Source organism: Halomonas sp. ABH4_019, from assembly GCF_056159885.1.
In genome coordinates this window covers 1,329,292-1,342,082 of the sequence record NZ_JBSWWC010000001.1, presented here as the reverse complement: position 1 = coordinate 1,342,082, position 12,791 = coordinate 1,329,292, and the positions used below count along the sequence as shown (strand labels likewise).

Annotated in this window: 13 protein-coding genes; 11 read left to right on the top strand and 2 right to left on the bottom strand. The window is 68.3% G+C overall.

Annotated features, from left to right (window positions below; all coding sequences use genetic code 11):
• The first annotated feature begins 75 nt into the window (after positions 1–75).
• From ACXAFN_RS06105 to pcaG, 9 genes are all read left to right on the top strand, one after another.
• Positions 76–894: a CoA transferase subunit A gene (locus ACXAFN_RS06105; protein ID WP_474987100.1), complete on the top strand. Its 819-nt coding sequence runs from the start codon at positions 76–78 to the stop codon at positions 892–894.
• Positions 894–1,682, top strand: a complete 789-nt coding sequence (locus ACXAFN_RS06100; RefSeq protein WP_474987098.1) for a CoA-transferase subunit beta — start codon at positions 894–896, stop codon at positions 1,680–1,682. Before ACXAFN_RS06105 ends, ACXAFN_RS06100 begins: the two co-directional genes overlap by 1 nt.
• Positions 1,683–1,887: 205 nt before the next feature.
• The gene (pcaF, locus tag ACXAFN_RS06095) at positions 1,888–3,099 is read left to right on the top strand and encodes a 3-oxoadipyl-CoA thiolase (protein ID WP_474987096.1); all 1,212 of its coding nucleotides are present in this window, start codon (positions 1,888–1,890) and stop codon (positions 3,097–3,099) included.
• Positions 3,100–3,338: 239 nt separating this feature from the next.
• On the top strand, positions 3,339–4,169 hold the full coding sequence (locus ACXAFN_RS06090; RefSeq protein WP_474987094.1) for a 3-oxoadipate:acetyl-CoA acetyltransferase: 831 nt from the start codon (positions 3,339–3,341) through the stop codon (positions 4,167–4,169).
• A gap of 110 nt (positions 4,170–4,279) precedes the next feature.
• The gene (locus ACXAFN_RS06085) at positions 4,280–5,479 is read left to right on the top strand and encodes an alpha/beta fold hydrolase (protein WP_474987092.1); all 1,200 of its coding nucleotides are present in this window, start codon (positions 4,280–4,282) and stop codon (positions 5,477–5,479) included.
• Positions 5,480–5,730: 251 nt separating this feature from the next.
• Positions 5,731–6,663 (top strand): pca operon transcription factor PcaQ, encoded by a 933-nt coding sequence (pcaQ, locus tag ACXAFN_RS06080; RefSeq protein WP_474987090.1) that lies wholly within the window; start codon positions 5,731–5,733, stop codon positions 6,661–6,663.
• A 150-nt stretch (positions 6,664–6,813) separates the two neighbouring features.
• On the top strand, positions 6,814–7,566 hold the full coding sequence (locus tag ACXAFN_RS06075) for a metal-binding protein ZinT (RefSeq protein ID WP_474987088.1): 753 nt from the start codon (positions 6,814–6,816) through the stop codon (positions 7,564–7,566).
• A gap of 256 nt (positions 7,567–7,822) precedes the next feature.
• The gene (gene pcaH, locus ACXAFN_RS06070) at positions 7,823–8,554 is read left to right on the top strand and encodes a protocatechuate 3,4-dioxygenase subunit beta (RefSeq protein WP_474987086.1); all 732 of its coding nucleotides are present in this window, start codon (positions 7,823–7,825) and stop codon (positions 8,552–8,554) included.
• A 40-nt stretch (positions 8,555–8,594) separates the two neighbouring features.
• Positions 8,595–9,227 (top strand): protocatechuate 3,4-dioxygenase subunit alpha, encoded by a 633-nt coding sequence (pcaG, locus tag ACXAFN_RS06065; protein ID WP_474987085.1) that lies wholly within the window; start codon positions 8,595–8,597, stop codon positions 9,225–9,227.
• A gap of 68 nt (positions 9,228–9,295) precedes the next feature.
• Here pcaG and ACXAFN_RS06060 read toward each other — a convergent pair whose 3' ends face one another.
• Positions 9,296–9,754 (bottom strand): MarR family winged helix-turn-helix transcriptional regulator, encoded by a 459-nt coding sequence (locus ACXAFN_RS06060; RefSeq protein ID WP_474987083.1) that lies wholly within the window; start codon positions 9,752–9,754, stop codon positions 9,296–9,298.
• A gap of 205 nt (positions 9,755–9,959) precedes the next feature.
• On the opposite strand from ACXAFN_RS06060, the gene ACXAFN_RS06055 reads away from it, so the two are divergent.
• Positions 9,960–11,798 carry a feruloyl-CoA synthase gene (locus ACXAFN_RS06055; RefSeq protein ID WP_474987081.1) on the top strand — a complete coding sequence of 613 codons (1,839 nt, stop codon included), beginning with the start codon at positions 9,960–9,962 and terminating at the stop codon, positions 11,796–11,798.
• 25 nt (positions 11,799–11,823) lie between these two features.
• Complete coding sequence (locus ACXAFN_RS06050; protein ID WP_474987079.1) at positions 11,824–12,258, top strand: acyl-CoA thioesterase; 435 nt, start codon at positions 11,824–11,826, stop codon at positions 12,256–12,258.
• A 3-nt stretch (positions 12,259–12,261) separates the two neighbouring features.
• On the opposite strand, the gene ACXAFN_RS06045 is transcribed toward ACXAFN_RS06050, so the two are convergent.
• Entirely contained in the window at positions 12,262–12,771 is a 510-nt protein-coding gene (locus ACXAFN_RS06045; protein WP_474987077.1) for a MarR family winged helix-turn-helix transcriptional regulator, read from the bottom strand.
• Positions 12,772–12,791 lie beyond the last annotated feature (20 nt).

Sequence of the window (12,791 nt, the reverse complement as noted above, 5' to 3'; positions counted from 1 at the left end):
ACACGAACCGCAACCGTGAACGCCGGTGAGCCTTGCGAGTCGCCGCTCCGGGCGTTCCCATCAGAGGCGATTATCATGGCCGAGATCCTCAGCCTGCATGACGCGGTGGCGCGCTACGTCGACGACGGCGCCACCGTGGCCATGGAAGGCTTTACCCACCTGATTCCCTTTGCCGCCGGGCATGAAGTCATCCGCCAGGGCAAGCGTGACCTGACCCTGATCCGCATGACCCCCGACCTGGTCTACGACCAGCTGATCGGCGCCGGCTGCGTGAAGAAGGTGATCTTCTCCTGGGGCGGCAACCCCGGCGTGGGCTCCCTGCATCGCCTGCGCGATGCCGTCGAGAAGGGTTGGCCGCACAAGATCGAGATCCTCGAGCACAGCCACGCCGCCATGGCCTGCGCCTTCGAGGCCGGGGCCGCCGGCCTGCCGCTGGCCGTGCTGCGCGGCTACGTCGGCAGCGAGCTGCCGAACGTCAACGACCAGATCAAGTTCATCGAGTGCCCCTTCACCGGCGAGCGCCTGGCCGCGGTGCCGTCCGTGCGTCCGGATGTGTCCATCGTGCATGCCCAGAAGGCCGACCGCGCCGGCAACGTGCTGGTCGAGGGCATCGTCGGCGTGCAGAAGGAAGCCGTGCTGGCCGCCAAGGCGAGCATCGTCACCGTCGAGGAGATCGTCGACGACCTGGACACCCATCCCAACGCCTGCGTGATCCCGGGCTGGGCCATCGACGCCATCGCCGTGGCCGAGAAGGGCTCGCTGCCGTCCTACGCGCACGGTTACTACCCGCGCGACAACGGCTTCTACAAGGAGTGGGACGCGATCGCCCGCGACCGCGACGCCTTCACCCAATGGATCGACGACAACGTCATGAACGCCGGGGGGAATGCCTGATGAGTACCGTCGAGAAGAGCCTGGACTACAGCGCCGGCGAGATGATGACCGTGACCGCCGCGCGGGCGCTGGAAAACGGCACCACCTGCTTCGTCGGCATCGGCCTGCCCTCCGAGGCCGCCAACCTGGCGCGCCTGACCCACGCCCCGGACGTGGTGCTGATCTACGAATCCGGCACCCTGCAGACCAAGCCCGAGGTGCTGCCGCTGTCGATTGGCGACGGTGAGCTCGCCGAGACCGCGCTGACCACCGTCTCGGTGCCGGAGATGTTCCGCTACTGGCTGCAGGGCGGCAAGATCAACGTCGGTTTCCTCGGCACCGCCCAGATCGATCGCTACTGCAACCTCAACACCACGCTGATCGGCGATTACACCGCACCCAAGGTGCGGCTGCCGGGCGGCGGTGGCGCGCCGGAGATCGCGACCAACGCCGGTGAGGTGTTCATCACTCTCAAGCACTCCAAGCGTGCCTTCGTCGGTCAGGTCGACTTCATCACCACCCTGGGCTTCGGCCGCGACGGCAAGGGCCGTGACGGCGTGCCCAACATCGGCCGTGGCCCGACCCGGGTGATCACCGACCTGTGCGTGATGAAGCCGGACCCCGAGACCAAGGAGCTCACGGTAGTGTCGCTGCACCCGGGCGTGACCGCCGAGCAGGTCCAGGAGGCCACCGGCTGGGAGATCCGCTTCGCCGAGACCCTGGAGAGCACCCCGGAGCCCAGCGCCCGCGAGCTCGAGGTGCTGCGTGAGCTCAAGGACAGGACCGCCCGCGCCCACGCCGGCCAGTAAATTCGCTCTATAACGGTCTGCGCTCGGCCATACGGCGTTGAGAGACAGCTCAAAATGCTCATTTACCCCTCTGTAAACTCCGCTTTTTCGCTGTCTCTCGCCTTGTCTGGCTGTCGCTCGACTCGCTCTAGAGGCGAATTTCATAAATTCGTCTAGCGGTCTGCGCTGCCTCGCTCCAGAGGCGAATTTTAGGAGAGTATCGAACATGACCGACGTCTATCTCTGTCATCCCCGCCGCAGCGCCATCGGGCGCTTCGGCGGCACCCTGGCCGGCGTGCGTCCCGACGACCTGGCCGCCGACATCTTCAAGGCCGTGCTGGCCGAGGCGCCGAGCCTCGAGGCCGCGGCGATCGAGGAAGTCTTCATGGGCTGCGCCAACCAGGCCGGCGAGGACAACCGCAACGTGGCGCGCATGTCGTCGCTGCTGGCTGGCCTGCCGGCATCTATCCCCGGCACCACCATGAACCGCCTGTGTGGCTCGGGCATGGATGCCGTGGGCACCGCCTTCCGCGCCATCAAGGCCGGCGAGATGGACCTGGCGCTGGCCGGCGGGGTGGAGTCCATGTCCCGTGCGCCCTACGTTATGGGCAAGGCCGAAAGCGCCTTCTCCCGCGGGCAGCAGATCGAGGACACCACCATCGGTTGGCGCTTCGTCAATCCGCTGATGAAGAAGGTCTATGAGACCCACTCGATGCCCGAGACCGCGGAGAACGTGGCCGAGCAGTTCGGCATTTCCCGCGAGGATCAGGACGCCTTCGCCGCGCGCTCCCAGGCCAAGGTCGCCGAGGCCCAGCAGGCCGGGCGCTTTGCCGAGGAGATCGTCGCCATCGAGATCCCCCGCCGCAAGCAGGAGCCGCTGGTCTTCGATACCGACGAGCATCCGCGTGCCGGCACCACCGTCGAGAAGCTCGCCAAGCTGCCGACGCCCTTCAAGGCCGAGGGCGGCAGCGTCACCGCCGGCAACGCCTCCGGGGTCAACGACGGCGCCGCGGCCATGCTGGTCGCCAGCCAGGCAGCGGTGGAGCAGCACGGCCTGACGCCCATGGCCAGGATCGTCGGCATGGCCACCGCCGGCGTGGAGCCGCGCATCATGGGCTACGGCCCGGTGCCCGCCGTGCGCCGCCTGCTCGAGCGCACCGGCGTGTCGCTGGACGAGATCGACGTCATCGAGCTCAACGAGGCCTTCGCCGCCCAGGCGCTGGCCTGCATGCGCGACCTGGGCCTCGAGGACGACGACCCGCGGGTGAACCCCAACGGCGGCGCCATCGCCCTGGGCCACCCGCTGGGCATGTCCGGCGCGCGCCTGCTGATGACCGCCGCCCATGAGCTTCAGAAGACCGGCAAGCGCTATGCGCTGTGCACCATGTGCGTCGGCGTGGGGCAGGGCATCGCCACCTTGATCGAGCGGGTCGACTGAAGGCCGCGGACTGCATGGGAGCTTCGAAGGAAGCCGTCGCCAAGGCATCAGGCGCCGGTGCCCCGCGTCGAGCGTTACCCGTGCCGTGCGTTTTGCTGGCGGTTAACGCCATCGTCGCTTTCGGCTGAGGCATGACGGAGAGGTTCGATGGCGTTCATGCGCACCGCGAGTCCCGTGTCGACGGTGGTGCTCCCCTACATACCTCCTGAACGAGCGTTCAGGCGTCACCCGAGGTTTCCATGTCGACTCCCTGTATCATCTGCGTTGCCATCACCGGCAGCCTGCCCCGCAAGGACAACAATCCCGCCGTGCCGGTGACCATCGACGAGCAGGTCGAGAGCACCCAGGCGGCCTTCGAGGCCGGGGCCAGCATCGTCCATTGCCATGTCCGCAATGACGACCAGACGCCGAGCTCGGATCCCGAGAAATTCGCTCGGCTGATGGAGGGCCTCGAGAAGCACTGCCCGGGAATGATCGTTCAGCTCTCCACCGGCGGGCGCTCCGGCGCGGGCCGGGAGCGCGGGGCCATGCTGCCGCTGAAGCCCGACATGGCCAGCCTGGCGGTGGGGTCCAACAACTTCCCCACCCGGGTCTACGAGAACTCACCGCAGCTGGTGGAGTGGCTCGCCGACGAGATGCTCAAGTACGACATCAAGCCCGAGATCGAGGCCTTCGACCTGTCCCATATCCACCAGGCGGCGAGCCTCGCCCGGCAGGGCCGGATCAAGGCGCCGCTCTACGTCCAGTTCGTGATGGGGGTCAAGAACGCCATGCCGGTGGACAAGCCGACCTTCGATTTCTATGTGGAGACCCTGCGGCGCCTCGCCCCGGACGCGCAGTGGTGCGGGGCCGGCATCGGCGCCAACCAGCTGGTCCTCAACGAGTGGTCCATCGCCGCGGGTGGCCATACCCGCACCGGCCTCGAGGACAACGTGCGTTGGGACAAGGCGTCCCTCGCTCCTTCCAATGCGGCCCTGGTCGAACGGGTGGCCGAGTTGTGCGAGCAGTACGAGCGCCCGGTGGCCACCTGGCAGCAGGCGCGAGGGATCCTGGGCCTCGCGGCCGCCTGACGCCTGGTTTGGCGCCTGTCGTGGCCGCTGCTCCGTTCCGTAGGCGAGGACGTGTCTCGAGGGCGGCATTCTTGTTTTAGTGTTGACGTTAGGCTTCAGGAGAAATTTTCATGGCATTTCTGAATATCGACGGCCGCAGCGTGGCCTATCGCCTGCTGGGCGCCGAGGCCAATCCGCTGGTGATCCTGGCCCACCCACTGGGCATGACCCAGGCGGTGTGGGATGACGTGCTGGCGGCGCTGCTGCCGCGCTATCGCGTGCTGACCTGGGACCTGCCCGGGCACGGCGCCAGCGAGGCCTGGCCGGCCGACGGCGGGGAGATCACGCCGGAGGCCCTGGCCGCCGAGGCCCTGGCCCTGGCCGAGCGGGCCGGTGCGGCGCGCTTCCACTTCGTCGGTACCTCCATCGGTGGGGTGGTCGGTCAGCAGCTGATCCAGGCGAACGCCGAGCGGCTGCTGTCGGCGACCCTGACCAACACCGGCGCGGTGATCGGCAACGCCGAGCTGTGGAATACCCGTGCCGGCCGGGTGCGCGAGGAAGGCCTGGCGGCGATGGCCGGCGAGATCGTGCCGCGCTGGTTCGCCCCGGCCCTCGTCGAGCGCGATCCGGCCCTGGAGAGCGGCTGGTGCGTCCAGATGGCGCGCACCGATGGCGAGAGCTACGCGCGGCTGTGCGAGATGCTCGGCCGCAGCGACTTCCGCGGCCGGCTCAAGGAGGCCTGTGCCGGGTCGCAGGGCGTCGACGTCCACCTGCTGGGCGGCAGCGAGGACATGGCGACGCCGCCGGAGACCCTGCAGGCCCTGGCCGCCGAGTGCAACGGCGCGCCGCTGGAGGTCCTCGAGGCCGTCGGCCACGTGCCCTCGGTGGAGGTCCCCGAGGCGTTCGCCAAGCGGTTGCTGCTGTGGATGGCCGCGGATCGCTCGTGGGTCGGTGAACAGGGCGTGGCCTACGCCGAGGGTCTCGAGACCCGCAAGCAGGTGCTGGGCGAGGCCCACGTGGCGCGCTCCACCGAGAACGCCACCAGCCTGGACGCGCCCTTCCAGCAGATGATCACCCGGCTGGCCTGGGGCGAGCTGTGGGGCAACGAGGATCTGACCCGCGCCGAGCGCAGCATGATCACCACCGGCATCCTCGCCGCCCTGGGCCGCGAGGAGCTGGAGCTGCATCTCAAGACCGCCAAGCGCATCGGCATCAGCGAGGCCCAGCTGCGCCAGGTGCTGATGCACGTGGCCATCTACGGCGGCGTGCCGGCGGCCAATCATGCCTTTGCGCTGGCCAAGCAGCTCGGCTGGGGCGGGGAGAAACTCTGACTCGCTGCTGCGCTCGAGATCCTGGTCGCCGGCGGTACTCGCTATCCTCATGTAGCTGGCTACATTCCGGGAGCTGCGCTCCGGCGTCGACCAGCCTCTCTGCGCTCGCGACGCGACTCAGGGCTTCTCCGCAAGCCTCGGGACTTTTTCAGGATGCGATATGGCATCCTTGCGAACTGGCCTAGGGTTCGGTGGTGGCGTAAGTCGAGGAGGTGGAACATGAATCATGAGCGCAGGAGAGGGAAGCCAGGGTGCTGAGCTCGCGTATCAAGCTGCGCCACCTGCAGGCCTTCCTCGAAGTCGCCAAGCGGCGTAGCTTCGCCCGGGCCGCCGACAGCCTGGCGATCAGCCAGCCGGGGATCTCCAAGACCATTCGGGAGCTCGAGGAGACCCTGGGCGCCGAGCTGTTCGAGCGCAGCGCCCAGGGCGTGGCGCTGACCCAGGCCGGGCTGACCTTCCTGCGCCACGCCGGGCCGGCGATCCGCGCGCTGGAGGAGGGCGTGACGGCGGTGGGCGATGCCCACCGGGGGCAGTGGCTGCGCGTGGGCGCGCTGTCCACCGTGGAGAGCCGGCTGCTGCCGGTCGCCATCCAGCGCTGGCAGGACGGCGCGGCGGCCGACGTCGGCGTCAACGTGGTGGCCGGCCCCAGCGCCTTCTTGCTCTCGCAGCTCAGGCTCGGCGAGCTCGACCTGGTGGTCGGGCGCATGACCGAGGCCCGCGAGATCCGCGACCTGACCTTCGAACACCTTTACTACGAGCCGCTGCTGCTGGTGGTCAGCCGCGGCCATCCGCTGGCCGGCGTCGATCCCCTGGCTCCGACGCGGCTGGTCGATTTCCCCTGGGTGGTGCCGCCGCCCCGCACCACCCTGCGCCAGCAGGTCGACAGTTTCTGCGTGCGCCATTCGCTGACGCTGCCCGGCCGGCTGCTGGAGACCCTGTCGCTGCCGATCAGCCGCCGCTTCACCCGCGAAGGGGACGCCATCTGGGTGGCCCCTCGGGAGTCGGTGCTCGACGAGCTCGCCGACGGCCGCCTCGTCGAGCTGGCGCTGCCGCTGGAGGGGCAGGGCGGTTCGGTGGGGCTGTGCACCAACGCCACCATGCAGCCCTCGCTGGCCCTGGAGGCATTCTGCGAGGTGCTGCGGGAGGTGGCCGCGGAGCCACGGCCGGGGCGGCCCGGGGAGTAAGCGCGCCGTGCCCCAGGGGAACCTCGCGGCCAGGGATAGGCCCGGAGCTCCTGGGCCGGTGTCGCGCGCCTTGCTTTAGTTATGTTATAACATTTTCCTCGAGCGCCGGCCCCGGCGCGATGCGAGTGCGACGATTCCGGAGGACATACCTTGAGCACGCGATATTCCAGGAAGCTGAGTGTGATGGCCATCGCCATGCTGTCGGTGACGGCCAGCCAGTGGGCCCTTGCCCAGTCGGCCGACGGCGAGCATGACCACGGGCATGGCCATCACGATCATGGGCACGACCACGACCACGACCACGACCACGACCACGACCACGACCACGACCACGACCACGCTCATGGCCATGGTCACGACCACGACGAGGACATCTACGCCGGCTACTTCGACGACGACCAGGTCCAGGACCGCTCGCTGGCGGACTGGCAGGGCGACTGGCAGTCGGTGTATCCGTACCTGCAGGACGGCACCCTCGACGAGGTGATGGCCGCCAAGGCGGCGGACAGCGCCGACAAGACGGCCGACGACTACAAGGCGTATTACCAGAAGGGCTACCAGACGGACGTGGCGCGCATCGAGATCGATGGCAACGACGTCACCTTCCATGACCCGCAAGGGTCGCGCAGCGGCGAGTACGCCTATGACGGCTACGAGATCCTGACCTACGAGGCCGGCAACCGTGGCGTCCGCTATATCTTCGAGCGGCAGGCCGGGGGCGAGGCGCTGCCCGAGTTCATCCAGTTCAGCGATCACGCTATCGCCCCGAACGACGCCGGGCATTACCACCTGTACTGGGGCGACGATCGCCAGGCGCTGCTGGAAGAGGTCGAGCACTGGCCGACCTACTACCCCGCCGACCTGGAGGGCCAGGAGATCGCCGAGGAGATGCTGGCGCATTAGTGTCTCGTGGTGTTGTGGCGGCGGGATGCCCCGCCATACAGGCCCCTCGATCGAGGGGCCTTTTCGTGGCCCACAGGCGGCCGAGGCGGCAACGTCTTCGACCGCTATCGAGCCGCTGCCATAACCCTGGGGTTATAGCATCCCGGCGAGACGTCAATTGGCAGCTCCTTGGCGAGACGCCACACTGGCGATACTGCGGTGGCACTCCGCCCGGGGCGGAGGCCGCCGAACCGTCCGCCAGCAAGAGACACGCCCAATGCAAGACGATAACAAGCGTTTCGTGGAACGCGACCGTGACTGGCATCCGCCGGCCTATGCGCCCGGCTACAAGACCTCCGTGGCCCGCTCGCCGAGCCAGGCCCTGGTCAGCCTGCAGTCGCCCAGCATCTCCGAGCTCAGCGGTCCCGACTTCCGCCGGCTGCGCATGGGGCGCTACGACAACGACCTGCTGATGAACTATCGGGAGGGCCAGGGGCAGGACGGCCTGCCGGCCGGGGAACGCATGATCCTGTTCGGCCGCGTGGTCGACCAGTTCGGCAAGCCGGTACCGCATACCCTGGTGGAGATGTGGCAGGCCAACGCCGGCGGCCGCTATCGCCACAAGAAGGACGCCTACCTGGCGCCGCTCGATCCCAACTTCGGCGGCGTGGGGCGCTGCCTCACCGACGAGCAGGGCTGGTATCGCTTCCGTACCATCAAGCCCGGCCCCTACCCCTGGGGCAACGGCATCAACACCTGGCGCCCGGCGCACATTCACGTGTCGGTGATGGGCCCGGCGATCTCCACCCGCCTGATCACCCAGATGTATTTCGAGGGCGATCCGCTGATCCCGGTCTGCCCGATCGTGCAGACCCTCAAGGACCCCGAGGCCGTCGAGACCATGATCGGCCGGCTCGACATGGCGCACAGCAAGCCCATGGACTGCCTGGCCTATCGCTTCGACCTGGTGGTGCGCGGCGAGCTGCAGACCTACTTCGAAAATCAATGAGCTGGTTCGAGAATCAGTGATACAGGATCAGGGGACCATCATGAAACAGCCCAATTCGACCCCCACCGCCGAGCTGATGCTGCGCGAGACCGCCTCCCAGACCGCGGGGCCCTACGTGCACATCGGCCTGGCCCTGGACGTGGCCGGCCTGCCCGAGCGCGAGGAAGAGATCTGGAACCGCATGGCCAAGCCGGAGGCCGAGGGTGAGCACATCGAGGTGGTCGGCACCGTCATCGACGGCAACGGCGACCCGGTGCGCGACGCCCTGATCGAGGCCTGGCAGGCCGACGGCCAGGGCGTATACCGGCCCGGGTTCGATCTCGAGCAGCCGTTCAACGGCTTCGGCCGCACCGCCACCACCGCCGAAGGGGCCAGCGAGTGGCGCCTCGAGACGATCAAGCCCGGGGCGGTGAGCCGGGGCGACGGCAAGGTCATGGCGCCGCACATCAACCTGGCGATCTTCGCCCGGGGCATCAACATCCAGCTGCAGACCCGGCTCTACTTCGAGGACGAGGCCGCGGCCAACGCCGCCTGTCCGGTGCTGAACGCCATCGAGTCGCCGACCCGGCGCCAGACGCTGATCGCCAAGCGCGAGGAGGCGGACGGCAAGGTGCGCTATCGCCTCGACATTCGCCTTCAGGGCGAGGGCGAGACGGTGTTCTTCGACTTCTAGCCGCTGCAACGCCTGGCGCCAACGCCCTCGCCCCGCCTCGGCGGGGGCGAGGGCGATGTCGCCTTGGCTCAGCCGTCCCGCCTGGCCTGGATGATCCGGTCGAGGATGTCCAGCAGCTGTTCCCGCTCGTCGTTTCCCATGAAGGTGGTGAAGGCCTCCTCGCCGGCCTCGACCTTCTGGTTGAGGCGCTCGGTGAAGGACTTGCCCTTGGCCGTCAGGTAGAGGGCGTAGGAGCGGCGGTCGTGCTGCGACTTGCGGCGTTCCACCACTTCCATGCTTTCCAGCTTGTCGATCGCCGCCACCATGGCGGAACGGTCCACGTCCAGGGCGTTCGACACTGCCGACTGGGTCAGCCCGGGGTTGTGGTAGACGATGGCGAGGATGCCGAACAGCCCCGGGGTGATACCTTCCCGGGCACAGGCCTCGGCGAAGACGTCGAAGTAGACCAGCTGGGCGCGCCGCAGCTTGTAGCCGAGGCGCGACTTCAGCATCGAGTAGTCGATGCCATTCCTCTCATCGTGGTTCATGTGTCTGCTCTGCTCATGAGTAAAGGGGCAGGCGCGTCGGCCTCGGGTCGCCCTCGGCGAGATCCTAGACCAATGTTTAACACATAAAATGTTTTGCGCCTAAACAGTTTGTGGAACTATTGAGGGGCATGCTATCAAGGCACCGTCGCCCGGGGTAGGGCCGAGCGGGCCTCCACGACAATGACCACAACGATTGGGTGCGACCATGTCAGTTTCCTTCCGCGACGTCCGGCTGGGTGCGTCGACGGCGCAGCTCACGCGCCGCGACGATGGGACCCAGCTGCTGAGGGTCGCCGAGCCCCTCGGCGACTACCCGGACACCCTGATGGATTGCCTGGACCGCTGGGCGGCCGAGGCGCCGGAGCGCTGCTTCGTGGCGCGGCGCGATGCAACCGGTGCCTGGCAACGGCTGAGCTACGCGGAGACGCGCCGCCGGGTGCGCCGCCTGGCCCAGGGCCTGCTCGATGCCGGCCTGAGCGTCGAGCGTCCCCTGGCGATTCTCAGCGGCAATTCCGTCGAGCACCTGCTGCTGGCGATGGCCGCCATGTACGTCGGCATCCCCTATGCCTCGGTGTCCCCGGCCTACTCGCTGGTCAGTCGCGACTTCGCCAAGCTGCGCTATATCGTCGAGCTGTTGACGCCGGGCATGGTGATGGTCGACCGGGGCGACGACTTCGCCGCCGCCCTGGCGGCGGTGAAGCCCGACGATGGCGACTGCCTGGCGGTGGAGCCAGGGACCGTGGACGGCGCGCGCCAGTTCCGTGAGTTGCTTGATACCCCGGCCAGCGCGGCGGTCGACGCGGCCCATGCGGCCGTCACCCCCGACACCATCGCCAAGTTCCTGTTTACCTCCGGCTCCACCGGCATGCCCAAGGGGGTGGTCAATACCAACCGCATGCTGTGCGCCAACCAGGAGATGCTGGCGGCGCAGATGCCCTTCCTGCGCGACGAGCCGCCGGTGCTGGTCGACTGGCTGCCCTGGAACCACACCTTCGGCGGCAACCACAATGCCGGCATCGTGCTCTACAACGGCGGCAGCCTCCATATCGACGATGGCCGCCCGGTGCCGGGCGAATTCGAGACGACCCTCGCCAACCTGCGCGAGATCGCCCCGACCATCTACTTCAACGTCCCCAAAGGCTTCGAGCTGCTGGTCGGGCACCTGAAGCGCGACGATGCCCTGCGCGAGACCTTCTTCTCGCGCCTCAAGCTGATGTTCTTCGCCGGGGCCGGGCTCTCCCAGCCGGTCTGGGACGACCTCGACCGCCTGGCTATCCAGACCCTCGGGTGCAAGGTGGGCATGCTGACCGGGCTCGGCGCCACCGAGACGGCGCCCTCGGCGATGTTCGCCTCGCTGGAGGAGTCCCGCTCCGGGGTGGTCGGGCTGCCGGCCCGCGGGGTCACCGTCAAGCTGGTGCCCGACGGCGGCAAGCTGGAGTGCCGGGTGAAGGGCCCCAGTGTGATGCCGGGTTACTGGCGTCAGCCCGAGATCACCGCCAAGAGCTTCGATGAAGAGGGCTTCTACTGCCTGGGCGACGCGGTCAAGTTCATCGACCCCGAGCGGCCCCAGCGCGGCATGCGCTTCGACGGGCGCATCTCCGAGGACTTCAAGCTCGATACCGGTACCTGGGTGAGCGTCGGTCCGCTGCGCGCCCGCATCATCGAGGCGGGCACGCCGTTCATCAAGGACGTGGTGATCGCCGGGCTCGACAGGCCCCATGTGTCGATCCTGGTTTTCCCGGAGGTCGATCAATGCCGGCGATTGGCGGGACTGCCGGGGGAGGCGTCGGCCGCAGAGGTGCTGGCCAGCGAGCCGGTGCGCGAACGCTTCCGCGGCCTGCTGGGCGAACTGGCCGCGCACAGCACGGGCAGTGCGACGCGCGTCCGACGCGCGATGCTGCTCGACGAGCCGCCGCGCCTGGACGCCGGCGAGGCCACCGACAAGGGCTCGATCAACCAGCGCGCCGTGCTGGAGCAGCGTGCCGCCTCGGTCGAGGAACTCTATGCCGCCACGCCATCCGAGAAGGTCCTGCGGCTCGACTGAGCCTCACTACGCCGAGGAGCCCATCTTGATCCACACCCATTTTCGCGCCATCGAGTGGGGCGACTGCGACCCGGCAGGCATCGTCTTCCACCCCCGCTACCTGGCCTACTTCGATCACGCGACCTGTCTGCTGTTCGCCAAGGCCGGGCTCGACCTCGAGACCCTGCAGGCGCGCTTCGCGGTGATCGGCTACCCGGTGGTCGACCTGCGCGGCCGCTTCCTCGCGCCCTGTCGCTTCGGCGACGAGGTGCGCATCGAGACCCGGGTCGCCGAGTTCCGGCGCAGCAGCTTCGACGTGCACCATCGCCTCCACCGCGGCGAGGCGCTGGCCGTGGAGGCCACCGTGACCCGGGTGTGGGCGGGACGGCACCCGGACGATCCGCAGCGACTGCAGGGCCGGCCGGTGCCGGATGAGGTGCGGGCGGCGCTGGGGCCGGGTGACGGTCGCTGGCATCGCTGAGTCCTAGGCGCCGTGACGCATCGGCACTCGACTCAGATGGTTGTTCTCATCGGCCACGGTCTGCAGCAGTCGGCAGAGGAGCGCCTTGTCTTCCTCCCCCAGGGGAGCGAGCAGCTCCTCCTGTACCTCGGCGACGGAGGGCTCGGCGTGCCGGCGCAGCTGGCGGCCCGCCTCGGTCAGGCTCACCAGCATGGAGCGGCGATCCTCGGGGTTGCGGTCGCGGCTCACCAGGTTGCGCTCCTCCAGCTTGCGCACCACCACCGCCACGGTGTTGCGGTCCAGGGCCGTGTGCCCGCCCAGGGTGATCTGGTCGATCGGCCCTTTCTCCTCCAGGGCGCAGAGGATGATGTACTGCAGCTGGGTGAGTTCGAGGGCCTCGCACTTGCGCAGGAAGACGGCAACGCTGATCTGGTGGCAGCGGCGCAGCAGGTTGCCGGGCAGGGTGCTGGCCGTCGAGAGGGCACCGCCGTCGCTTTCGCGACACGGCGCTTCACGGGAATCGGATGTTTGCATGTGTTCTGCCGGTTGCTTCA